This is a genomic window from Kitasatospora sp. NPDC057595 (genome assembly GCF_042800875.1).
Classification (GTDB): Bacteria; Actinomycetota; Actinomycetes; order Streptomycetales; family Streptomycetaceae; genus Kitasatospora.
This window is the reverse complement of the sequence record NZ_JBHVGL010000002.1, coordinates 475080-496425: the sequence shown is the minus strand read 5'-3', so window position 1 is coordinate 496425 and position 21346 is coordinate 475080. Positions and strand designations below refer to the sequence as shown.

Here is a 21346-nt window from a genome sequence, read left to right as displayed (position 1 = left end):
CACCGACCGGTCAGGAAACCTCCGCCCCCGGCGGCCCGGCCAGTGTGACGGCACTCACCCCGACCCGGGCGATCCGCCGGCCCTCCAGCTTGGCCACCGTCAGCAGCACCTCCAGGCCCGGGCCGGCCGGGATCCGCACCCGGTCGCCGTCGACGGGCAGCCGGCCGAGCGCGGCGACCAGGCAGCCGGCCACCGTCTCGTACGGGCCCTCGGGGAGGGTGACGCCGGTCTCCTCGGCGAAGTCCCCCAGGTTGAGCAGGCCGTCGAGCTCCACGCCGCCGCCGGCCAGCCGCCGGGTGGGGGCGGGCTCGGGCGTGTCGTACTCGTCGCGGATCTCGCCGATCACCTCCTCCACCAGGTCCTCCAGGGTGACGATGCCGGCGGTGCCGCCGTACTCGTCGACCACGATCGCCAGGTGGTGGCCCTCGCGGCGCATCTCGCCCATCGCCTCCAGCACCTGCTTGGTGCCGGGCAGCAGCTTGACCGGGCGGGCCAGGTCGCGGACCTTGGCGGCCCGTTCGCCGCGCGCGCCGTACAGGTCGCGGACGTGCACGAAGCCGGTCACCGCGTCGTAGCTGCCCTCGATCACGGGGTAGCGGGAGTGCGGCGAGGAGTCCGCCTGGGCGCGGACCTCGGCGAGCGGGCGCTCGGCGTCCAGGAAGGTCACCTCGGTGCGCGGGACCATCACCTCGCGCAGCTGGCGCTCCCCGGCGGCGAACACGTCGGCGATCAACGTCCGCTGGTCGCTGCCGAGTTCGGTGTTGGCGGCGACCAGGCCGCGGAGCTCCTCGGAGCTCATCGAGCCGCGCCCGGCGCTCGGGTCGCCGCCGAGCAACCGGACCATCAGATCGGTGGAACGGCCGAGCAGCCAGATCGCCGGGCGCAGCGCCACCGACATGACGTCGACCACCGGGGCGGCCAGCACGGCGATGGCGTCGGCCCGCTGGAGACCGATCCGCTTGGGGGTGAGCTCGCCGAGCACCAGGGAGACGTAGCTGATCACCAGGGTGAGGCCGACCAGGGCGGTGGCGTCGGCGACGCCCTCGGAGAGCCCGGCCCGCACGAACAGCGGGGCGACCTTGCCGGCCAGCGTGTCGGCGCCGAAGGCGGCGGAGAGGAAGCCCATGCAGGTGACGCCGACCTGGACGGCCGCCAGGAAGCGGTTCGGGTCGGCCGCGAGGTGCGCGGCCCGGGCCGCCCGCCGGGTGCCGCGTGCCTCCAGCGTCCGGATCTGGCCCTCGCGCAGCGAGATCAGCGAGATCTCGGCGACGTTGAACAGGCCGCCCAGGACGATGAAGACGAGGACGAGTGCGGCATCCTCGATGGTTTCGTTCACAGCGGGTCAGTGTAGGGCGACGGCCCGCCGTCCCCCGGGAAGGGGACGACGGGCCGTCGTGGGGCGCTGGGGCGCGGCGGCTCAGATGAGGCCGAGCTCCTGGACCGCGTCGCGCTCCTCGGTCAGCTCCTTGACCGAGGCGTCGATGCGGGTGCGCGAGAAGTCGGAGATCTCCAGGCCCTGGACGATCTCGAACTCGCCGTCCTTGGTGGTGACCGGGAAGGAGGAGATCAGGCCGGCCGGGACGCCGTAGGAGCCGTCGGAGACGACACCCATGGAGGTCCAGTCGCCCTCGGCGGTGCCGTTGACCCAGGTGTGGACGTGGTCGATGGCGGCGTTGGCGGCCGAGGCGGCCGAGGAGGCGCCGCGGGCGTCGATGATGGCGGCGCCGCGCTTGGCGACGGTCGGGATGAAGTCGCTCTCCAGCCAGGCCAGGTCGCTGCCGACGGCCTCGAAGGCCGGCTTGCCGGCGACCTCGGCCTGGAAGATGTCCGGGTACTGGGTGGCGGAGTGGTTGCCCCAGATGGTGACGCGCTTGATGTCGGAGACCAGGGCGCCGGTCTTGGCCGAGAGCTGGCCGACGGCGCGGTTGTGGTCCAGACGGGTCATCGCGGTGAAGCGCTCGGCCGGCACGTCCGGGGCGTTGCGCTGGGCGATCAGGGCGTTGGTGTTGGCCGGGTTGCCGACGACCAGGACCTTGATGTCGTCCGCGGCGTGGGCGTTGATGGCCTTGCCCTGCGGGCCGAAGATGCCGCCGTTGGCCTGCAGCAGGTCGCCGCGCTCCATGCCGGCGGTGCGCGGACGGGCGCCGACCAGCAGCGCGACGTTGGCGCCGTCGAAGGCCACGTTCGGCTGGTCGGTGATGGTGATGTCGCGCAGCAGCGGGAACGCGCAGTCGACGAGCTCCATGGCGGTGCCCTCGGCGGCCTTGAGGCCCTGCGGGATCTCCAGGAGGCGCAGGTTCACCGGGACGTCGGCGCCGAGCAGGTGGCCCGAGGCGATGCGGAAGAGCAGCGCGTAGCCGATCTGGCCGGCGGCTCCGGTGATGGTGACGTTGACGGGGGTGCGGGTCATTTCTACCTTCTCCAGCAGATCGCCAGGTGCCCCAGGCACGTTCGGCGCGCCGGAGCCGCGGACGGTCTCTCGACATCGAGAGAACCGGCGTCAGGGTATCGCAAAGGGAAGCGTACGCCTCGGGCGAGGTCGTGACTGGTTGGTCACAGACGATGACGGCCCCCGCCCGGGTTCCGGGCGGGGGCCGTGCACGACCGGCCGGACTACCGCCGGGGACGCCCGATCAGCTGGCCGATGTTGTCCAGCACCGGGAACTCCACCCACGGGTTGGGCTGGGCCATCAGGGTCAGCAGCACGATCGACACGCCGAGGAAGGTCAGCACGATCACATCGGTGAACCGGCTGCGCACCGCCAGCATGCCGACCTCCGGCAGCACCAGCCGCAGCACCGCGCCGAGCAGCACCCCGCCGCCGATGATCAGCAGCCCGTACTTGAAGCCGTCCTGGAAGTCGGCGAACCAGGTGACCGCGAGACCGGCGCCGACCACCAGCAGGACCAGCGTTATCGGCCACTGCCGGACCGGCAGCGCGTGGTCGCGCCCGAGCGCCGCCGCCGAGCCCTCGGGGGGCAGCGTGCCGGTGGTCTTGACCGGCCTGCGCCGGGTCCGCCGCGGTTCGGTCATGGCTTCCCGTCCTTCGGGATCGTCGTTCGTCGGTCGGGGCGGGTCAGATGCCGGCGCGGCGCTCGGCCGCCACCACGATGTTGTTCAGCAGCATGGCGCGGGTCATCGGGCCGACGCCGCCGGGGTTCGGGGAGATCCAGCCGGCCACCTCGGCCACGCCCGGGTGGACGTCGCCGACGATCTTGCCCTCGCTGCGGCTGACGCCGACGTCCAGCACGGCCGCGCCCGGCTTGACGTCCTCCGGCTTGACCAGGTGCGGCACACCGGCGGCGGCCACGATGATGTCGGCCTGGCGCAGGTGGTGGGCGAGGTCACGGGTGCCGGTGTGGCAGAGCGTGACGGTGGCGTTCTCGCTGCGGCGGGTGAGCAGCAGCCCGATCGAGCGGCCGACGGTGACGCCGCGGCCGACCACGACCACCTCGGCGCCGTCGATCGGCACGTCGTGGCGGCGCAGCAGCTCGACGATGCCGAGCGGGGTGCAGGGCAGCGGGCCGTCGATGCCCAGCGCGAGGCGGCCGAGCGAGGTCGGGTGCAGGCCGTCCGCGTCCTTGTCCGGGTCCATCAGCTCCAGGACCGGGTTCTGGTCGAGGCCCTTGGGCAGCGGCAGCTGGACGATGTAGCCGGTGCAGGTCGGGTCGGCGTTGAGCTCGCGGACGACGTTCTCGACGTCCTCCTGGGTGGCGGTGGCGGGCAGCTCGCGCTGGATCGAGGCGATGCCGATCTCGGCGCAGTCCCGGTGCTTGCCGTTGACGTACCAGCGGCTGCCCGGGTCGTCGCCGACCAGGACGGTGCCGAGGCCGGGCACGACGCCCTTCGCCTGGAGGGCCGCCACGCGGGCGGCGAGTTCGGACTTGATCGCGGCCGCGGTGGCCTTGCCATCGAGAATCTGGGCAGTCATGACCCCATTCTCCCGGATCCGGGCAAGCGTCCGTGCCACCGGTCCCGGACCGGGGGGAGCCGGCGGCGGGACGGCCCCGGGACGGCCGCCGGACCGGGGCGGGACGGCGGCGGGACCGGGGCGGGGACGGCGCCCGGGCGGTGGCGGAGCAGTACGGGAGGTGGACGAACGGGTACGGAACGTTCGGGTCGTATTGCGGTTGCGCCACAGTCCGGCCCCACACGCGAGCCCGGCTGGACAGGGCCCGGCCGCCCGGTCGACGATATGCGGGCATTCCCCGCCGCATCCGGCCCGGTGACGGGCCGACGGACAGACCCGGCGGGGGCGTACCCGGGGGAAGAACGAAGTGAGCCGACCAGACCGCACCGCGCCGACGACCGACCGCCGCCGCGGCACGCCCCTCACCGGCAGGCCGTCCAGGCTCCCGTTCGCCCGCTTCCCACGGCCCTGAGCGGGAGCGCACGCCCGGTCCCGCACGCCCCCGGTGTCAGTGCGCTCCGCTAACGTCCCGTCCGACCGGCCACCCGACCCGCCGGTCCGTTCCGGGTCCTCCGCTGTCCCGTCCCCACTTGTCCCCATCTGCCCGGAGGCATCGATGAGCTATCCGCCCGACCCCAACAACCCGTACAACCAGCCCCAGCAGCCGCAGCAGCCCCCGCAGCCGCAGCCCGGGTACGGCTACCCGCAGCAGGCCCCGCCGGCCGCCGGGTACGGCTACCCGCAGCAGCAGCCGCCGGCCTACGGCGTGCCGCCGCAGCAGCAGGCGTACGGGTACCAGCCGATGCCGGGCACCATCCAGGCGAACAACGGCTACATCAACATCGCCCAGCTCGGCACGGTGAAGATAGCCTCCATGGGCCAGCGCTTCGTGGCCCGGCTGATCGACTTCCTGGCGGTCGGCGCGGTCATCGCCCTGGTCATGGCGCTCGGCCTGGCCGGCTCGCTCGGCATCGTCAAGGACACCGAGGACTGCAGCACGTACTCCTACGGGACCGTCAGCTACGACGACTGCATCCAGCAGCAGAACGACGCCGCGGCCGGCCTCGTCGGCACCATGCTGATCATGATCGTCGTGCTGTCGCTGTTCAACCTGCTCTACGAGTGGCTGATGGTCTCCTTCGTCGGCGCCACCCTCGGCAAGATGGCCATGGGCCTGCGCGTGGTCAAGGAGAACACCGGCCGGACCCCGGGCCTGGGCGGCGGCTTCATCCGCTTCATCATCCCGGTCGTCGGCGGGTTCCTCTGCTACATCGGCGCGGTGCTGGTCTACCTGTCGCCGTTCTTCGACAACTCCGGGAAGCTGCAGGGCTGGCACGACCGTGCCGCCGGCACCCTGGTGATCAAGAAGTAACACCGCGCACGACGGAGCGGCCCGGCCCCCTCGGTGGAGGGAGCCGGGCCGCTCGGTCGTTCCGGCGTTCCGTCGGTCGATCAGTGGAAGAAGTGACGGGTGCCGGTGAAGTACATGGTCACCCCGGCCTCGGCGGCGGCCGCGATCACCTCTTCGTCGCGGATCGAGCCGCCCGGCTGGACGATCGCCCGGACCCCGGCGGCGATCAGGATCGCCGGGCCGTCGGCGAACGGGAAGAAGGCGTCGGAGGCCGCGTACGCGCCCTTGGCCCGCTCGCCGGCCCGCTCGACCGCGAGCTTGCAGGAGTCGACCCGGTTGACCTGGCCCATGCCGACGCCCACCGAGGCACCGTCCTTGGCCAGCAGGATCGCGTTGGACTTGACGGCCCGGCAGGCCCGCCAGGCGAAGGCCAGCTCGGCCAGCTCGGCCTCGGACAGCGCCTCACCGGTCGCCAGCGTCCAGGTCGCCGGGTCGTCGCCCTCGGCGTGCACCCGGTCGGCGTCCTGGAGCAGCACGCCGCCGGAGATCGGGCGCACCTCCTGGCGGTTGGCCGGCGCCTCGGGGGCGAGCAGCACCCGCAGGTTCTTCTTGCGGGCCAGCACCTCGACGGCGCCGTCCTCGTAACCGGGGGCCACCACGACCTCGGTGAAGATCGGGGCGATCTGCTCCGCCAGCGCCACGGTGACCGGGCGGTTGACGGCGATCACGCCGCCGTACGCGGAGACCGGGTCGCACTCGTGCGCCTTGCGGTGCGCCTCGGCGACGTCGGCGCCGGTCGCGATGCCGCACGGGTTGGCGTGCTTGATGATCGCGACGGCCGGGCCGGCGTGGTCGTAGGCGGCGCGGCGGGCGGCGTCGGTGTCGACGTAGTTGTTGTACGACATCTCCTTGCCGTGCAGCTGCCGCGCACCGGCCAGGCCGCCACTGCCGTCGGTGTACAGCGCGGCGCCCTGGTGCGGGTTCTCGCCGTAGCGCAGCACGTTCTGGCGCTCGAAGGCGGAGCCGAGGAAGGCCGGGAAGGCGTCCTCGGTCTCGGTGTAGCCGGACTCCTCGAACCAGTTGGCCACCGCGACGTCGTAGGCGGCGGTGTGCGCGAAGGCCTGGGCGGCGAGCCGCTTGCGGGTCAGCAGGTCGAAGCCGCCGGCCTGGGCGGCGGCGAGCACGTCCTGGTAGCGGGCCGGGTCGACCACGACGGCCACCGAGGGGTGGTTCTTGGCAGCGGCGCGGACCATGCTCGGGCCGCCGATGTCGATCTGCTCGACGCACTCGTCCGGGGTGGCGCCGGAGGCGACGGTGGCCTTGAACGGGTAGAGGTTCACCACGACCAGGTCGAAGGGCTCGACGCCCAGCTCGGCCAGCTGCGCGCGGTGCGACTCCAGGCGCAGGTCGGCGAGCACGCCGGCGTGCACGCGGGGGTGCAGCGTCTTGACGCGCCCGTCCAGGCACTCGGGGAAGCCGGTCAGCTCGGAGACCTCGGTCACCGGGACGCCCGCGGCGGCGATCCGGCCGGCGGTGGAACCGGTGGAGACGATCGCGACCCCGGCGGCGTGCAGGCCCTGGGCCAGCTCCTCCAGACCGGTCTTGTCGTACACGCTGATCAGGGCGCGCCGGATCGGCCGGACGTTCTCGGAGACGGGAGTGGTGGTGGGGGCGGCGCTCATGCCGGAATCCATACCTTTCGGTCCTCGATGCGGTGACCCTCGCGGGCCAGCCGGCCCACGACGTCGACGAGCAGCTTGCGCTCGACTGTCTTGATGCGCTCGTGCAGCGCCTCGCCGCCATCGGCGTGATCGGCGTCGAGGACCTCCACGACGCCCTGCGCGATGATCGGCCCGGTGTCGACGCCGGCGTCGACGAGGTGGACGGTGCAGCCGGTGACCCGCACCCCGTACGCCAGCGCGTCGGTGACGCCGTGGGCGCCGGGGAAGGAGGGCAGCAGCGCGGGGTGGGTGTTGACGATCCGTCCGGCGAAGGCCGCGATGAACTCGGGGCCGAGGATCTTCATGAAGCCGGCCGTGACGACCAGGTCCGGCCGGTACCCGGCCACGGAGGCGGTCAGCGCGCGGTCCCACTCCGCCCGGTCCGGGTGGTCCTTCACCCGGTGCACGAACACCGGCACACCGGCGCGCTCGGCGCGCTCCAGGCCGGCGATGCCGTCGCGGTCCGCGCCGACGGCCAGGATCTCCACGCCGTACGCGGGGTCGGCGGCGGCGTCGAGCAGTGCCTGGAGGTTGGTGCCGGAGCCGGAGACCAGCACCACCAGGCGGGCCGGTCCGGGCGTGCGGGGCGGGAAGAGCTGAGCGGGGGCGGCGGCCACTGCGCGATTCTCCGTAGGTCGGGCGCCGTGCGCTGGTACTTCCACCGGCGGTGGGGCCACTACGAACGGCAGGTCGAGCGAGGGGGAACTCCTGGAGAACCCGCCGCGACGCGGGCGCCCGGGGAACCCGTGGGAGCTGCTGACCGTCACCACCATAACGGCTGGTCGGACGGCCCCCGAAACACCGTCGAGGGCTACGCGCGTAGCTGAGACGGGGATCTCGCCGGGTCGTCCCCACCGTCCCCACCGTCCCCGCCGGACCCCGACCGGGCCGCGGTGCGACACCCGCGACCGGTTATCCGGGACGCGACCGGAGCCCCCACCGGGGCCTGCGGGATCATAGGGTGGCGCGGGCACCCGCCCCACCGACCGAGAAGGAATGGCTGAACCATGAGCAGCGGTGACGACACCGGCGAGCGCAACCCCTTCGCGCCGCCGCCGGCGGATGCCCCCGACCAGCCGTGGCGGCCACGCGCTCCCCACTCCGCCGGGGGCTCCGAGCGCCCCGAGGGCCAGGACGGCGATCCGGACGAGCGCCCGCTCGTCCCCCCGCCGCACCCGTGGAGCCCCGGCTACCAGGGCGGCGGCTGGCACCCCCGCCCGCCCGCGCCGCAGCCGCCCCGGCTCGACCCGAGCGACCCCGCCCAGCGCAAGGCCCGCAACGCCGCGCTGGCCGGCATGGGCGCGCTGGTCTGCGCGTTCGCCACGCTCCACTACGTCGCCCTGTTCCTCGGCGCGCTCGCCATCGCCTGGGGCGTCTCCGCGATGCGCACCCCCAAGCCGGCTCCCACCGACCCCTCGGCCGGTGCCCCGACCGGCGCCCCGACCGGTGGCGCGGTGACCGCCGCCGGGCCCGTCGCCCCGAACCCGCTCACCCCGGCCGCCCTGGCGGGCATCCTCACCGGTGCCGTGACGGTGGTCTTCGTCTCCTCCGTCCTCGGCCTGGCCCTGCGCTACAACGACTACGTCACCTGCGTGCGGGACTCCCTGACCGCCAGCGCCGCCGACGGCTGCGAGCGGCTCGCGCCGCAGTGGTACGTGGACATCACCAAGCAGCGCGAGTAGGTCCGGTCACGGGGCCGGGTCGGCCGCGCCCCGATCGGCCGCGCCCGTGTCGGCGTCGGCGTCGGACACGCGGGGGTCGGGGTCGCTGCTCCGGATATCCGACAGACGGGTGACCGTGGCGTGCGCGCGGGCGCGTAGGAGGAGTGCGCTCCGGCGTGCGGCCACGGTGAGCGCTCCAGGGAGGAGCGGCGCACGCCCGCCGGCCGCGCGCAGCACCCGGGCGCGGGCCAGCACGGCGGTCGGGGCGGCCACCGTCGCCACCCAGGCCGCCGCGGCCAGGCCCGTCCACCACGGCACCGGCCCCAGCCAGGCCATCCGGCCCGCCGCCAGCGCCCCGCCCGAGAGCCCGCCGAGCCCCGCCGCCGCCGCCCCGACCAGCAACCCGGCCACCAGCGCCGCCACCGCGGTCGCCGGAACCGACCACGGGCCGCGCGCCCCGGGCCGGCCGCTGGGCCGGCCCGCGATCCTGGCGTCGATCCGGGCCTGGGCCCGCCCGCCGGTTCGGCCGCCGCCGACGGCCGCCGCCCGGCCCAGCAACAGCCCCGGCGCCACGCCCGCCAGCGCCGGCAGCACGCACACCACCAGCCGCCAGCCGCCCGCCCCCGGCTCCGGGAACAGCGCGAACAACGGGAAGTCCGGCACCGGCCCCAGCACCGTCCGCACCGGCGACACCACCGTCCCCTCCCCCGCCGCGAACCCCGGCCCGAGCGCGTACGCCGCGCCCCACAGCACCGCGTTCGGCAGCAGCACCAGGCTCACCAGCAGCACCCCAGCCACCGCCGCCGGCCCACCCGCGAGCACCTCCGACGAACCGCTCGTGGACACCGCACCCAGCAGCGCCGCCACCGCCGCCCCCGCCACCACCAGCCCGCCCGCCGCCAGCAGCCCTCCCCCCGCCGCCAGCGCGGCCGCCCGGACCGCCACCGCCCCGCCCGTCGGCCGGACCGTCTCCGGCAACCGCGCCAACCACCGCTCCAGCACCCCCGTCACCAGCGGAACCACCCCGCGCGGCCGGGCGCCGACCGCCACCGCCGCCCCGGCCACCAGCGCGACCACCACGAGGTCCGGCAGCACCCTGGCCCGGAACTCCCCCTCGCCCGCACACTGCGCCACCACCCCGCACGCCACCGCGGTGTACCCCGCCCAGACCGCCGAAGCGCCGCCGCGCCCCGGTCGCCCCGCACCCCGCGCCGTCACCCGGCCCGCCACCCGGACCAACTGGCCCACCGCCAGCAGACCGAGCAGCAACGGGGTCACCGACAACGGCGCCTCCGCCGCCCCGCGAAGCACCGGCGCCCCGTGCCCGAGCAGCCACACCGCCGCCACCAGCCGCAACGTCCCGTCCGCACCCCCGTCGGCGTACGGCGTCACCACCCAGAGCCCGAGCACCGGGACGGTGACCACGCAGAGCCCGATCAGTGCCGTCCGGACCCCGGCCAGCAGGGCGGACAGGACGGGCCTGGCCCCCAGTTCGCCCGGCGCTCCCAGAATCGGACGACCCGTCAGCTGCGTCATGGGCCACATCGTGCCAAGGCGACTCGCCATGCTCCGTGAAGCGGCAAACGGCCGGGGTGTCCCAGATTATTGGCTTATGCGCATTTTCAGACCATGCCTGCTCGCCACCGCGACCGACCCGGCCCGGAGTGTCTGATGACCAGGCCCCCGACCGCCGAGCACCCCGGCAACCAGCCCGCGCCCGCGACGCAGCGCCGCAACGGGAAGGGGCGCCGCGCCAAGGCCGCACCGACCGCGCCGACCTCCGGGAACGAAGCCGGGAAGGACGAGGCCGCCGGGCTGCTGCGCCGGCTGACGGCACGTGAGGCGCAGGCCTTCGCCCACCTCGCGGCCGGCCGGGACCTCGCCGAGACCGCCGTCGCCCTCGGCGTCACCCCCACCACCGCCCGCAGCTACCAGCACCGGGCCCTGCGCAAACTCGGCACCCGCACCCAGGAGGAGATCACCGCACTCGCCGCCCTGCTCCCCACCCCGGACGCCACCCCCACCTCCGCGCCCAACCGCCGCCCGAAGCCCGCCGGCGGAAAACCACGACGCGGCCCGAAGCCCGACCGCACCGGGACCACCCCGGCGACACCCCCCGCACCCCACCGGGCCGACGACCGGCCGCCACGGCCCGACTCGCCCGGCGGCGGGTCGGGGCAGGGTGCCCCGGCCGACAGCGGCGAGCACAGGCGGAACACCACGGAGGCCGCGTCGACCCTCCAGGCCGACAACCGGCAGACCCCTGCCGAGACACCCCCGGCCGAGAGGCAGCGCACCAACCACACACGGAACATCACGGAAACCCCGCCGCCCCTCCAAGGCGGCGACGGGCAGACCCTCACTGATCACGTCGATGCGTCCCCGGCCGACAGGCAGCAGCGCCCCACGCGCGCCGAAGCGGCAGCCCCGCTCGACACGCGCGCCCCGCACCCAGTGGCGGACGCCACCGACACGAACCGCCCGCAGGGCGTACGCGCCGGCCGAGCGGCCGCGCAGGCCGGGCGCAACGCCGGCCGGTCGGCGGCGGAGCAGGCTGTCGCAGCCGACGTCGATGCCCCGCCGGCGGGAGAAGGACAGCCCGCGAGGAGCGCCGGTCCGCCGACAGCGGGGGGCCGAGCGGTCGAGGCCGGCGGCGGCTGGGCGGCGGACGCCGGGCAGGACGGCAGCCGGGCGGCGGCGATGGAGGCGGCCGGACGCGGCGCCGGCCGGCCCGAGGCGGAAGCCGACCGGCGGCAGCCCACCCGGGGCCGGGCGACGGAGGGGGCCGGGGGGCGTGCCGAGTGGGTGGGGGCGGTGGGGTTCGAGGAGGTGTACGCGGGGGCGCACACGCGCTTGGTGCAGCAGGTGTTCCTGCTCACCGCCTGCAAGTACCGGGCCGTGCGCTGTGTGGGGCGGGCGTTCGACGAGGCGCGGCGGAGGTGGGCGGAGGTGGTCGCGGGGGGCGAGCCGGAGGCGTGGGTGCGGGCGCGGGCGTTCGAGTCGGCGCTGTCGCCCTGGCACCGGGGTGGCCCGCGCCGTGCCCACGCGTGGCGGCTGCCGCACCGGCGGATCAAGGTGCGTCCGGCGGACGAGGCCCAGGCGGTCCTGCCGGACCACGACCGGCTGACCGACCGGGACCGCGCGCTACTCAAGGCGCTCCGACGGCTGTCGCGTCCGCAGCGCCGGGCGCTGGTGCTGCACGACGGCCTGGGGATGCCGGCCGCCGCGGTGGCGGTGGAGGTGGAGTCGACGGTGACGGCCGCCGAGGCGCGGGTGTGGGCGGCGCGGGTGGCGCTGGCGCACTGGGTGCCGGAGCTGGTCGGGCCGGATCCGGCGGCGGACGGGTTCGCCGACCGGCTGTGCGAGCTGATGCACCGGGCGGCGGTGCGCGGGGCGCCGGAGCCGTCCCGGCCGCCGGTGCCGCTGCTGCGGGCCCGGCACGGGCTGGCGAACGCGGGCCGGACGGGGGCGGCGGCGCTGCTGACGGCGGCGGTCGGCGGTGCGGTGCTGGCGACGCTGGCGGGTGGCGGGCCGGGCGAGCTGTTCCGGCTGCCGGATCCGCCGCCGCCCTCGCTCTGCGCGGCGTTCCCGACCTCGGCGAGCGATCCGGACGCACCGCTGCCGCTGCTGCCGGACGGGCCGCCGTCGGGGATCCAGAGCCTCTGGTGCTCGCCGACGCCGGGGCTGGAGCCGGTCGTACTGGACCCTCCGCCGCCCCGCGAGGACGGGCCGTACCGGCCGCCGGCGGGCGGGCGGGCCGCCGAGGCGCTGCCTCCGCCGGGCGCGGTGGCCGCCGAACCCCCGCGCGGCTGCGCCCCCTGGGCGCTGCACCAGTGCGCACCGGTCCGCTGAACAGCGCAACAGCGCAACAGCCGGGGCGGCGAACAGCACGGCGCCCCCGCCCGGAGGTCCGGGCGGGGGCGCCGTGCTGCGAGCGGTGGGCGTCAGCCCTTGAACAGCTCACGGGCCAGGCGGGCGGTCTCGGACGGCGTCTTGCCGACCTTGACACCGGCGGCCTCAAGGGCCTCCTTCTTGGCCTGCGCGGTGCCCGAGGAGCCGGAGACGATGGCGCCGGCGTGGCCCATGGTCTTGCCCTCGGGGGCGGTGAAGCCCGCGACGTAGCCGACGACCGGCTTGGTCACGTTCTCCTTGATGAAGGCCGCGGCCCGCTCCTCGGCGTCGCCGCCGATCTCACCGATCATGACGATGAGCTCGGTCTCCGGGTCCTCCTGGAACGCCTTGAGGGCGTCGATGTGGGTGGTGCCGATGACCGGGTCACCGCCGATGCCCACGGCCGAGGTGAAGCCGATGTCCCGCAGCTCGTACATGAGCTGGTAGGTCAGGGTGCCGGACTTCGAGACCAGGCCGATCTTGCCGGCCTTGGTGATGTCGGCCGGGATGATGCCGGCGTTCGACTGTCCGGGGCTGATCAGGCCGGGGCAGTTCGGGCCGATGATCCGGGTCTTGTTGCCCTTGGCGCCGGCGTGGGCCCAGAAGGCGGCGGTGTCGTGCACCGGGACGCCCTCGGTGATGACGACGGCCAGGCCGATCTCGGCGTCGATGGCCTCGACGACGGCGCTCTTGGTGTGCGCCGGCGGGACGAAGATGACGGTGACATCGGCACCGGTCTTCTCGATGGCCTCGGCGACGGTGCCGAAGACGGGCACCTCGGTGCCGTCGACGTCCACGGTGGTGCCGGCCTTGCGCGGGTTGACACCGCCGACGATCTGGGTGCCGGAGGCGAGCATGCGGCGAGTGTGCTTCATGCCCTCGGAGCCGGTCATGCCCTGGACGATGACCTTGCTGTCCTTGGTAAGGAAGATAGCCATGGTGTGAAAGTCCCCTTCCTTACTTGTTGGCCAGCTCGGCGGCGCGGTCGGCCGCACCGTCCATGGTGTCCACCTGCTCGACGAGCGGGTGGTTGGCGTCGGTCAGGATCTGACGACCCAGCTCGGCGTTGTTGCCGTCGAGGCGGACGACCAGCGGCTTGGTGACCGCCTCGCCCTTCCCCGCCAGCAGGGCGAGCGCCTGCACGATGCCGTTGGCGACCGCGTCGCACGCGGTGATGCCGCCGAAGACGTTGACGAAGACCGACTTGACGTCGGTGTCGCCGAGGATGATCTCCAGGCCGTTCGCCATGACCTCGGCGGAGGCGCCGCCACCGATGTCGAGGAAGTTGGCGGGCTTGACGTTGCCGTGCTTCTCACCGGCGTACGCGACCACGTCGAGGGTGCTCATGACGAGACCCGCGCCGTTGCCGATGATGCCGACCTCGCCGTCGAGCTTGACGTAGTTGAGGCCCTTGGCCTTGGCGGCGGCCTCCAGCGGGTTGGCGGCGGCCTTGTCCTCAAGGGCCTCGTGCTCCGGCTGGCGGAACTCGGCGTTCTCGTCCAGGGAGACCTTGCCGTCGAGCGCGATGATCTTGCCCTCACCGGACTTGATCAGCGGGTTGACCTCGACGAGGAGGGCGTCCTCCTTGATGAAGACGGTCCACAGCTTCTGCAGGACCTCGGCGACCTGGTCGGCGACCTCGGCCGGGAACTTCGCGGCGGCGACGATCTCGGCGGCCTTCTCCGGGGTCACACCCTCGTTGGCGTCGACCGGGATCTTGGCGAGCGCGTCGGGGTTCTCCTCCGCGACGACCTCGATCTCCACACCGCCCTCGACGCTGGCCATGGCCAGGAAGGTGCGGTTGGTGCGGTCCAGCAGGAACGAGACGTAGTACTCGTCCTTGATGTCCGCGGTCTGGGCCAGCATCACCTTGTGCACGGTGTGGCCCTTGATGTCCATGCCGAGGATCTGCTCGGCCTTGGCGACGGCGTCCGCCGGGTCGGCGGCGAGCTTGACGCCGCCGGCCTTGCCTCGGCCGCCCACCTTCACCTGAGCCTTGACGACGGCGCGGCCGCCGAAGCGCTCCGCGATGGCGGCAGCGTCTGCGGCGGTCTCGATGACATCGCCGTCAAGCACGGGCACCCCGTGCTTGGCGAAGAGGTCCCTCGCCTGGTACTCGAACAGGTCCACGTGTTTGTCCTTGTTCGTGGTCGCGGATTGTGTCTCTACGAGCGTGCCACGGCAGGATCTTCGCTGCGGGTCGTCGGGGCGGTGCGGGTACGCAGAAGTACGGCCTTGCGGCCCACACAGCCACGGGCGCACACGTCAATCAACACGCGCGTCACGTCCGTCTGGCAGGTTATCCCCGGACGACGGGCGTGTTTCGCCCGGGGCCTGCCCGTCTTTGGTGAGAACCGTCACAGAAAGCCCAGGGGGCGTACGCCGGGCGCCCGGACCGGCAGCCCAGGTCGGACCCGCCACGGGTTCCGCCGTTCGAGTGAACCCCGGCGCCGGCACCTTGACGACCGGGCCGGCGGATCCGTTCACACCCCCTGCTCCGGCACCGGGATCGGGCGCTTCTCGATCGCCGCCGCCATGATCTCCGGGAAGGCGTCGGGGGTGCAGGCGAAGGCCGGGGCGCCGAGCGCGGCCAGCGCGGCGGCGTGCGCGTGGTCGTAGGCGGGCGCGCCCTCGTCGGAGAGCGCCAGCAGGGCGATGAACTGCACGCCGGCCGCCTTCATCGCGGCCACCCGCTTGAGCATCTCGTCACGGATGCCGCCCTCGTAGAGGTCGCTGATCAGGACGACGATCGTCTCGGCCGGCCGGGTGATCCGGGACTGGCAGTAGGCGAGCGCCCGGTTGATGTCGGTGCCGCCGCCGAGCTGGGTCGCGAAGAGCACGTCGACCGGATCGGTGAGCTGCTCGGTGAGGTCGACCACCGAGGTGTCGAAGACGACCAGCCGGGTGTCCAGGCTCTTCATCGAGGCGAGCACCGCGCCGAACACCGCCGAGTGCACCACCGACGGCGCCATCGAGCCGGACTGGTCGATGCAGAGGATGACGTCCTTCTTCACCGCGCGCTGGGCGCGGGCGTAGCCGACCAGCCGCTCGGGGACGACCGTGCCGTGCTCGGGCAGGAAGTTCTTCAGGTTGGCCCGGATGGTGCGGTCCCAGTCGATGTCGCGGTGGCGCGGGCGGTTGACCCGGGCGCTGCGGTCCAGCGCGCCGCCCAGGGTGGCCCGGGTGCGGTCGGCGAGCCGGCGCTCCAGGTCGGCGACCACCCGGCCGACGACCGCGCGGGCGCTCTCCCGGGTGGTCTCGGGCAGCGCGTGCTTGAGCGAGAGCAGGGTGCCGACCAGGTGGACGTCCGGCTCGACGGCCTCCAGCATCTCCGGCTCCAGCAGCAGCTGCTCCAGCCCGAGCCGGGTGATGGCGTCCTGCTGCATCAGCTGGACCACGGTGGACGGGAAGTAGCTGCGGATGTCGCCCAGCCAGCGGGCCACCTGCGGGGCCGAGCCGCCGAGGCCGGCGCTGCGGCGCCCGGAGCGCGGCTGCCCGGCCCGGCCGTCCTCGGCGGCCCCCCGGTAGAGCGCGGCGAGCGCGCCGTCCATCGCGGCGTCCCGGCCGTGCAGGGTGCGGCCGGTGCCGTCCGCCTCACCGCCGAGGACCAGCCGCCAGCGGCGCAGCCGCTCGTCGGCGGGGGCGCCGGGATCGGCGGCGGACGCGGTGGCGGGGGTGGTGACTGCCATCGGGGGCTCCTCTGCGGGTGGTCGGCGGTCTGGGGGGACGGCGGGGCCGTCAGGTGTCGCGGGCCTCGGCCTGCCGGGGGATCCGCGGGCGGTCTCCGGGCTCCTCGTCACCGGTCGGCAGTCCGAGCAGCAGGGCCACCACGGGCAGCGCGGCCTCGGCCCGGGCCCGGTCCAACTCGGCCTCCTCCCCGGCGGGTTCGGCGTTCCCCGGGCCCAGCGGACCGGCCGCCACCCGGCCGCCGACGGTGTGCCGGACCCCGGCCTCCAGGGTGGCGAAGGTCCGCCGCAGCAGCGGCAGCACATCGGTGAAGACCTCCGCCGGGACGCCGGTCAGCCAGCCGTCGAGCAGGCCGAGCAACCGGGGGTCGTGGAGCAGCAGCGCGCCGCCCCCGGTCAGGAACCCCTCGATCCAACCGGCCGCGTCCGCCGGGCTGTTGGCGGCGGACAGCACCAGGCCGAGCCGCCGCCCGGCCTCCGCGGAGTCGAGCCGGCCGTCGTCCAGCAGCAGCCGCACGGCGCGCCCGCGCAGCAGGCCGGGCACGCCGGTGGCCGGGCCGCCGGACGGCTCGCGCCGGGCGAGCGCCCGCAGGGTGGCGGCCCAGCGGTCGGCGAGTCCGGCGGCGGGGCCGTCCGCCTGGTCCAGCAGGCCGATCGCGCCGTGCACCTCGTCGAGGTGACCGCGCATCACGGCGGCGCCGGCGGCGTCCAGACCGGTGCAGGCGGGCGGCAGGCCGACGCAGATCCGGTCGGCGAGGCCCGCGGCGACCTCGCCGAGGGCGCCGTGGTCGGTGCCCCGGACGTCGCCGTAGCGCAGCGCGCGCACCAGGGCGGGCAGCGCGCCGGCCAGGTGGGCGACGTCGGTGTCCAGGGCGGCGCAGTCGGCGAGCACCCGCATCACGGCGGGCAGTGCCTCGGCCAGCCCGGCCACCAGGCAGGTCTCCACCAGCCCGGTGAGCTCGGCGAGTTCGACGGCGGCCCGGGCGGTGCCGACCGCCTTGCCGACGGCGGCCCGCTCGACCGTGGTGCCCCACTGGGCGGCCTCGGCGATCCGGACGGCGAACTCGGGCTGCCAGCACAGCCGCCAGCTCTCCCGGAAGGTGCCGGTGGAGGCGACCGAGGAGCGGACCGGCACGCCCCAGTCGACGCCGAGCAGGCGCAGCCGGTGCAGCAGTCGGGAGCGGGCCGCGTCGGTGTCCTTGCGCAGGTCGAGGTCCAGCTCGCGCGGGGCGGGGTCGGGCTTGAGCCGCAGGGCGCGCTGGAGCCGGGCGAGGTCGCGCTGCAGCGGGACGGCGGGCGCGGCCTCGGGCGCCTCGCCGAGCGCGTCGCCGATCACCAGCCGGTCCTGGACGAGCGCGAGGGCGACGTCCGAGCCGTCGCACATCACCGCGCGGACGGCGTCCAGCGTCTCGGTGAGTCCGGCCAGCGGGCGGCCGCGCATGACGGCGAGGGTGCGGGCGAGCCGGACGGCCTCGATGACGTGCGCGGAGGAGACCGGGTGGTCCTCGGCGCGCAGCAGGTCGGCGGCCCGGGTGAGCCAGCCGGGCAGCGGGTCGCCGTCCGTGCGGTGCAGGTGGTGGTACCAGCCCGGGGAGACGATCCCGGCGCCGTAGCCGGTGAGCTGGGAGAGCCGGCGGTGCGTCCAGGGCACCCAGGTGATCTCGGTGCGCACCTTCCTGGGCAGTTCGGCGAGCAGCGCGCGGTCGTGCGCGACGGTCGGCATGGCGGCCAGGGCGGGGACGTGGAAGGCGCCGCAGACCACGGCGATCCGCCGGTGGCCGGCCCGGCGGGCGGCGCGGATCTGCTGGCGCATGTACGCCTCGCGCCGCTCGTCGCGCCGGCCGGCGGCGCCGTCCTCGCGCAGTGCCGTCATCGCCTCGGCGACGGCCGCGAAGGGCGCGAGCGCGTCCTCGTCGTCGCCGGGGCGGCGGTGCTCGACGACGTCCTCCCACCAGCGTTCCGGGTCGTCGTGGCCGGCCGCCTCGGCGAGCCGGGCGATCGGGTCGCGCGGCAGGTCCGCGTCCTCCTCGTCGCCGTCGTCGCCGCCCGGCTCCTCCGCCTCCCCGGCGTCGGCGAAGGCGTAGCCGGCCGGCAGGTCGATGAAGCGGAGCGGGAGGCCGAGTCCGGTGGCGTAGCGGATCGCCACCCACTCCGGCGAGAACTCGGCGTACGGCCAGAACGCGGCGCGGGCCGGGTCGTCGGCCGCGTGGGCCAGCAGGGCGACCGGCGGCACCATGTCCTTCTCCGCGGCCAGTGCGAGGATCGGGTCCGCCTCCGGCGGGCCCTCCACCAGGACGGCGTCCGGTCGCAGCTGCTCCAGCGCGGCGGCCACCGAGCGGGCCGAGCCGGGGCCGTGGTGCCGGACGCCGAGCAGCGTCACCTCTGCGCTCATCGCGCCGTCCCTCCCGAGTGTTGCGAGCTTGTGGTCATGTGGCGCGGCGTCGTGCGGCGCACGGCCGTGCCGTTCAGCGGGCGTTCTCACGGGCGGCGCGGTAGAAGTCCTTCCAGCCGTCGCGCTCGCGCACCACGCCCTCGACGTACTCGCGCCACACCTGCTGGTCGGCGGCCGGGTCGCGGACCACCGCGCCGATCACGCCGGCCGCGACGTCGCCGGCCCGCAGCACGCCGTCGCCGAAGTGGGCGGCGAGCGCCAGGCCGTTGGTGACCACCGAGATGGCCTCGGCGGTGGACAGGGTGCCGCTGGGGCTCTTCACCTTGGTCCGGCCGTCGGTGGTGATGCCGGCCCGCAGCTCCCGGAAGACGGTCACCACGCGCCTGATCTCCTCGGCGCCGCCGGGCAGTTCGGGCAGCTGGAGGGAGCGGCCGAGCTGTTCGACCCGACGGCTGACGATCTCGACCTCCTCCTCCAGCGAGCCGGGCAGCGGCAGCACCACGGTGTTGAAGCGGCGGCGCAGCGCGCTGGACAGCTCGTTGACTCCGCGGTCGCGGTCGTTGGCGGTGGCGATGAGGTTGAAGCCGCGCACGGCCTGGGTCTCGGTGCCCAGCTCCGGGATCGGAAGGGTCTTCTCGGACAGGATGGTGATCAGACTGTCCTGCACGTCCGCCGGGATGCGGGTCAGTTCCTCGACCCGGGCGATCCGGCCGTCCGCCATCGCCCGCATCAGCGGCGAGGGGACCAGCGCCTCCCGGCTCGGCCCGTTGGTGAGCAGCTGCGCGTAGTTCCAGCCGTACCGGACGGCCTCCTCCGGGGTGCCGGCGGTGCCCTGCACCAGCAGCGTGGAGTCGCCGCTGATCGCCGCGGCGAGGTGCTCGGAGACCCAGGTCTTGGCGGTGCCGGGCACGCCGAGCAGCAGCAGCGCCCGGTCGGTGGCGAGCGTGGTGACGGCGACCTCCACCACCCGGCGCGGGCCGATGTACTTGGGGGTGATCACGGTGCCGTCGGGCAGCTCGCCGCCCAGCAGGTAGGTGGCGACGGCCCACGGGGAGAGCTTCCAGCGCTCCGGGCGCGGGCGGTCGTCCTGGGCGGCCAGCGCGGACAGCTCGGCGGCGAACGCCTCCTCGGCGTGCTGCCGCAGGACCTCGGTCGCGACGTCGGTCATCGGGGCTCCTTCGGGTCGGCCGCCGGGCACACGGATGCCCGGGCGACGGGGTGATCGGGGGGAGCCAGGTCGGCGTCCCGGCCTGCGGAAACCACCATGCACCGGAGCACTGACAATCCTGACCGGCGCTCAGTTCGGGCCGTCCGGGCGCCGGGTCGAATGTCAGTGCCGCCGCCTACCGTCGTGGTCATGGAGGAACGCTGGAGCACCGAACACATCCTGTCCCTGGCGCCCGACGCCGCCTCGCAGAAGGCCGCGGGCAAGCTCTCCGCGCCCGCCCCCTGGTCCGCCGCGGGCACCGACGGCGCGGCGGTCTGGGGCGAGTGCAGGGGCAGCGGCAGCACGCCGTACCGCACGGTCGTCGAGCTCGCCACGCCCGCCTACCAGTGCAGCTGCCCGAGCCGGAAGTTCCCCTGCAAGCACGCCCTGGGGCTGCTGCTGCTCTGGAGCGGCTCGCCCGCCTCGGTGCCCGACGGCGCCGAACCCGTCGACTGGGCCGCCGAGTGGCTGAAGGGCCGCCAGGAGCGGGCCGAGCAGAGGGCGGTGCGGGCGGAGGCGCCGGCCGATCCGGCCGCCGCCCGACGCCGCGCCGAGAAGCGCTCCGCCCGGGTCGCGGCCGGCGCCGCCGAGCTGCGGCTGCGGCTCGCCGACCGGGTCCGGCACGGCCTCGCCGACCAGTCCACCGCCGGCCCCTGGGAGGACGTCGCGGCCCGCATGGTCGACGCCCAGGCCCCAGGTCTGGCCACCCGGGTCCGCGAGCTCGACGCGGTGCCGCAGCAGGGCCTGCTGGCGGAGTACGCGATGCTCCACCTGCTCGCCACCGCCGCGACCCGGCTCGACGAGCTGCCCGCACCGCTCGCCGCGACCGTCCGCGCCCGGGTCGGCTACACCACCGAGACCGCCGAGCTGCTGGCCGGCCCGACCGTCCGGGACCGCTGGCAGGTGCTCGGCAGCCGGATCTCGCCCATGGACGGCGGCGGCGACGAGCGGCTGACCACCCGTCGGCTCTGGCTGCGCGGCGCCAAGACCGGCCGGCCGGCCCTGCTGATCGCCTTCGGCCGGCCCGGGCAGGCTCCCGAACTCGCCCTGCCCACCGGCCAAGTGGTCGAGGCCGAGCTGGCCTACCACCCCGGCGCCCGCCCGCTGCGGGCCGTGCTCGGCACCCGCTACGGCGCCCCCGCGGCCGCGCCCGACGGCCCGCCGCCCGGCCTGGCCGTCGCCGAGGCGGTGGCCGGCTACGGCACCGCGGTGGCCGACGACCCGTGGCTGGACGCCTGGCCGACGGTGCTCACCGAGGTCGTCCCGGTGCTCTCCGAGGAGGGCTGGCACCTCACCGACGGCCGGCACACCGTCCCGGTGCACCGCGCCGCCGTCCCGGAGACCGCGCTCTGGCGGCTCACCGCCGTCTCCACCGGCCGCCCGCTCACCGTCTTCGGCGAGTACGGCCACCGCGGCTTCGCGCCGGTCACCGCCTGGGGGCGGGACGGCCGCCCGATCGGCCTCACCACGGCCTGAGCGGGCCCGCCGAACCACGCCCCGGGCGGGCCGCGGCGAGCCCCTGACGAG

At 75.0% G+C, this 21346-nt stretch carries 16 protein-coding genes; 4 read left to right on the top strand and 12 right to left on the bottom strand.

Going from position 1 to position 21346, the window contains the following annotated elements; genetic code table 11:
- Positions 1 to 10: 10 nt before the first annotated feature.
- The 4 genes from ACFU9E_RS05705 to ACFU9E_RS05690 all read right to left on the bottom strand — a co-directional run bounded on the left by ACFU9E_RS05705 (position 11) and on the right by ACFU9E_RS05690 (position 3931).
- Complete coding sequence (locus tag ACFU9E_RS05705; RefSeq protein WP_380687464.1) at positions 11 to 1336, bottom strand: hemolysin family protein; 1326 nt, start codon at positions 1334 to 1336, stop codon at positions 11 to 13.
- An 81-nt stretch (positions 1337 to 1417) separates the two neighbouring features.
- A complete protein-coding gene (locus ACFU9E_RS05700; RefSeq protein ID WP_380687462.1) occupies positions 1418 to 2410 on the bottom strand; it encodes a malate dehydrogenase in 993 nt (330 codons plus the stop codon).
- A 203-nt stretch (positions 2411 to 2613) separates the two neighbouring features.
- Positions 2614 to 3033, bottom strand: coding sequence for a DUF3017 domain-containing protein (locus ACFU9E_RS05695; protein ID WP_380685419.1), 420 nt, complete (start codon positions 3031 to 3033; stop codon positions 2614 to 2616).
- Between the two features lie 43 nt (positions 3034 to 3076).
- Positions 3077 to 3931: a bifunctional methylenetetrahydrofolate dehydrogenase/methenyltetrahydrofolate cyclohydrolase gene (locus ACFU9E_RS05690; protein ID WP_355358548.1), complete on the bottom strand. Its 855-nt coding sequence runs from the start codon at positions 3929 to 3931 to the stop codon at positions 3077 to 3079.
- A 595-nt stretch (positions 3932 to 4526) separates the two neighbouring features.
- Here ACFU9E_RS05690 and ACFU9E_RS05685 point away from each other — a divergent pair.
- Positions 4527 to 5282: an RDD family protein gene (locus ACFU9E_RS05685; protein ID WP_380685417.1), complete on the top strand. Its 756-nt coding sequence runs from the start codon at positions 4527 to 4529 to the stop codon at positions 5280 to 5282.
- An 80-nt stretch (positions 5283 to 5362) separates the two neighbouring features.
- On the opposite strand, the gene purH is transcribed toward ACFU9E_RS05685, so the two are convergent.
- On the bottom strand, positions 5363 to 6943 hold the full coding sequence (purH, locus tag ACFU9E_RS05680) for a bifunctional phosphoribosylaminoimidazolecarboxamide formyltransferase/IMP cyclohydrolase (RefSeq protein ID WP_380685415.1): 1581 nt from the start codon (positions 6941 to 6943) through the stop codon (positions 5363 to 5365).
- Entirely contained in the window at positions 6940 to 7599 is a 660-nt protein-coding gene (gene purN, locus ACFU9E_RS05675) for a phosphoribosylglycinamide formyltransferase (RefSeq protein ID WP_380685413.1), read from the bottom strand. The genes purH and purN overlap by 4 nt, the downstream gene beginning before the upstream one ends.
- Positions 7600 to 7989: 390 nt before the next feature.
- Between purN and ACFU9E_RS05670 the strand changes: the two genes are divergently transcribed.
- On the top strand, positions 7990 to 8664 hold the full coding sequence (locus ACFU9E_RS05670) for a hypothetical protein (RefSeq protein WP_380685411.1): 675 nt from the start codon (positions 7990 to 7992) through the stop codon (positions 8662 to 8664).
- Between the two features lie 6 nt (positions 8665 to 8670).
- Here the strand turns inward: ACFU9E_RS05670 and ACFU9E_RS05665 are convergent, their stop codons facing one another.
- The gene (locus ACFU9E_RS05665; protein WP_380685409.1) at positions 8671 to 10179 is read right to left on the bottom strand and encodes a DUF6350 family protein; all 1509 of its coding nucleotides are present in this window, start codon (positions 10177 to 10179) and stop codon (positions 8671 to 8673) included.
- Between the two features lie 135 nt (positions 10180 to 10314).
- Between ACFU9E_RS05665 and ACFU9E_RS05660 the strand changes: the two genes are divergently transcribed.
- Positions 10315 to 12495, top strand: coding sequence for a LuxR C-terminal-related transcriptional regulator (locus ACFU9E_RS05660; protein ID WP_380685407.1), 2181 nt, complete (start codon positions 10315 to 10317; stop codon positions 12493 to 12495).
- Positions 12496 to 12587: 92 nt separating this feature from the next.
- Here the strand turns inward: ACFU9E_RS05660 and sucD are convergent, their stop codons facing one another.
- The 5 genes from sucD to ACFU9E_RS05635 all read right to left on the bottom strand — a co-directional run bounded on the left by sucD (position 12588) and on the right by ACFU9E_RS05635 (position 19780).
- On the bottom strand, positions 12588 to 13472 hold the full coding sequence (gene sucD / locus ACFU9E_RS05655; protein ID WP_355358528.1) for a succinate--CoA ligase subunit alpha: 885 nt from the start codon (positions 13470 to 13472) through the stop codon (positions 12588 to 12590).
- 19 nt (positions 13473 to 13491) lie between these two features.
- Positions 13492 to 14664, bottom strand: a complete 1173-nt coding sequence (gene sucC / locus ACFU9E_RS05650) for an ADP-forming succinate--CoA ligase subunit beta (protein ID WP_380685949.1) — start codon at positions 14662 to 14664, stop codon at positions 13492 to 13494.
- A gap of 353 nt (positions 14665 to 15017) precedes the next feature.
- Positions 15018 to 16223, bottom strand: a complete 1206-nt coding sequence (locus tag ACFU9E_RS05645; RefSeq protein WP_380685952.1) for a VWA domain-containing protein — start codon at positions 16221 to 16223, stop codon at positions 15018 to 15020.
- 49 nt (positions 16224 to 16272) lie between these two features.
- Positions 16273 to 18612, bottom strand: coding sequence for a DUF5682 family protein (locus ACFU9E_RS05640; protein ID WP_380685954.1), 2340 nt, complete (start codon positions 18610 to 18612; stop codon positions 16273 to 16275).
- A 73-nt stretch (positions 18613 to 18685) separates the two neighbouring features.
- Entirely contained in the window at positions 18686 to 19780 is a 1095-nt protein-coding gene (locus ACFU9E_RS05635; RefSeq protein ID WP_380685956.1) for an AAA family ATPase, read from the bottom strand.
- A 189-nt stretch (positions 19781 to 19969) separates the two neighbouring features.
- On the opposite strand from ACFU9E_RS05635, the gene ACFU9E_RS05630 reads away from it, so the two are divergent.
- Positions 19970 to 21295, top strand: coding sequence for an SWIM zinc finger family protein (locus tag ACFU9E_RS05630; RefSeq protein WP_380685958.1), 1326 nt, complete (start codon positions 19970 to 19972; stop codon positions 21293 to 21295).
- Positions 21296 to 21346: the final 51 nt, after the last annotated feature.

What these genes read in the sequence shown, in the direction of transcription:
- ACFU9E_RS05700 (WP_380687462.1), bottom strand. Translation starts at nt 2,410, where the DNA reads ATGACCCGCACCCCCGTCAACGTCACCATCACCGGAGCCGCCGGCCAG.
- ACFU9E_RS05695 (WP_380685419.1), bottom strand. Translation starts at nt 3,033, where the DNA reads ATGACCGAACCGCGGCGGACCCGGCGCAGGCCGGTCAAGACCACCGGC.
- ACFU9E_RS05690 (WP_355358548.1), bottom strand. Translation starts at nt 3,931, where the DNA reads ATGACTGCCCAGATTCTCGATGGCAAGGCCACCGCGGCCGCGATCAAG.
- ACFU9E_RS05685 (WP_380685417.1), top strand. Translation starts at nt 4,527, where the DNA reads ATGAGCTATCCGCCCGACCCCAACAACCCGTACAACCAGCCCCAGCAG.
- purH (WP_380685415.1), bottom strand. Translation starts at nt 6,943, where the DNA reads ATGAGCGCCGCCCCCACCACCACTCCCGTCTCCGAGAACGTCCGGCCG.
- ACFU9E_RS05670 (WP_380685411.1), top strand. Translation starts at nt 7,990, where the DNA reads ATGAGCAGCGGTGACGACACCGGCGAGCGCAACCCCTTCGCGCCGCCG.
- ACFU9E_RS05665 (WP_380685409.1), bottom strand. Translation starts at nt 10,179, where the DNA reads ATGACGCAGCTGACGGGTCGTCCGATTCTGGGAGCGCCGGGCGAACTG.
- ACFU9E_RS05660 (WP_380685407.1), top strand. Translation starts at nt 10,315, where the DNA reads ATGACCAGGCCCCCGACCGCCGAGCACCCCGGCAACCAGCCCGCGCCC.
- sucD (WP_355358528.1), bottom strand. Translation starts at nt 13,472, where the DNA reads ATGGCTATCTTCCTTACCAAGGACAGCAAGGTCATCGTCCAGGGCATG.
- ACFU9E_RS05645 (WP_380685952.1), bottom strand. Translation starts at nt 16,223, where the DNA reads ATGGCAGTCACCACCCCCGCCACCGCGTCCGCCGCCGATCCCGGCGCC.
- ACFU9E_RS05640 (WP_380685954.1), bottom strand. Translation starts at nt 18,612, where the DNA reads ATGAGCGCAGAGGTGACGCTGCTCGGCGTCCGGCACCACGGCCCCGGC.
- ACFU9E_RS05635 (WP_380685956.1), bottom strand. Translation starts at nt 19,780, where the DNA reads ATGACCGACGTCGCGACCGAGGTCCTGCGGCAGCACGCCGAGGAGGCG.
- ACFU9E_RS05630 (WP_380685958.1), top strand. Translation starts at nt 19,970, where the DNA reads ATGGAGGAACGCTGGAGCACCGAACACATCCTGTCCCTGGCGCCCGAC.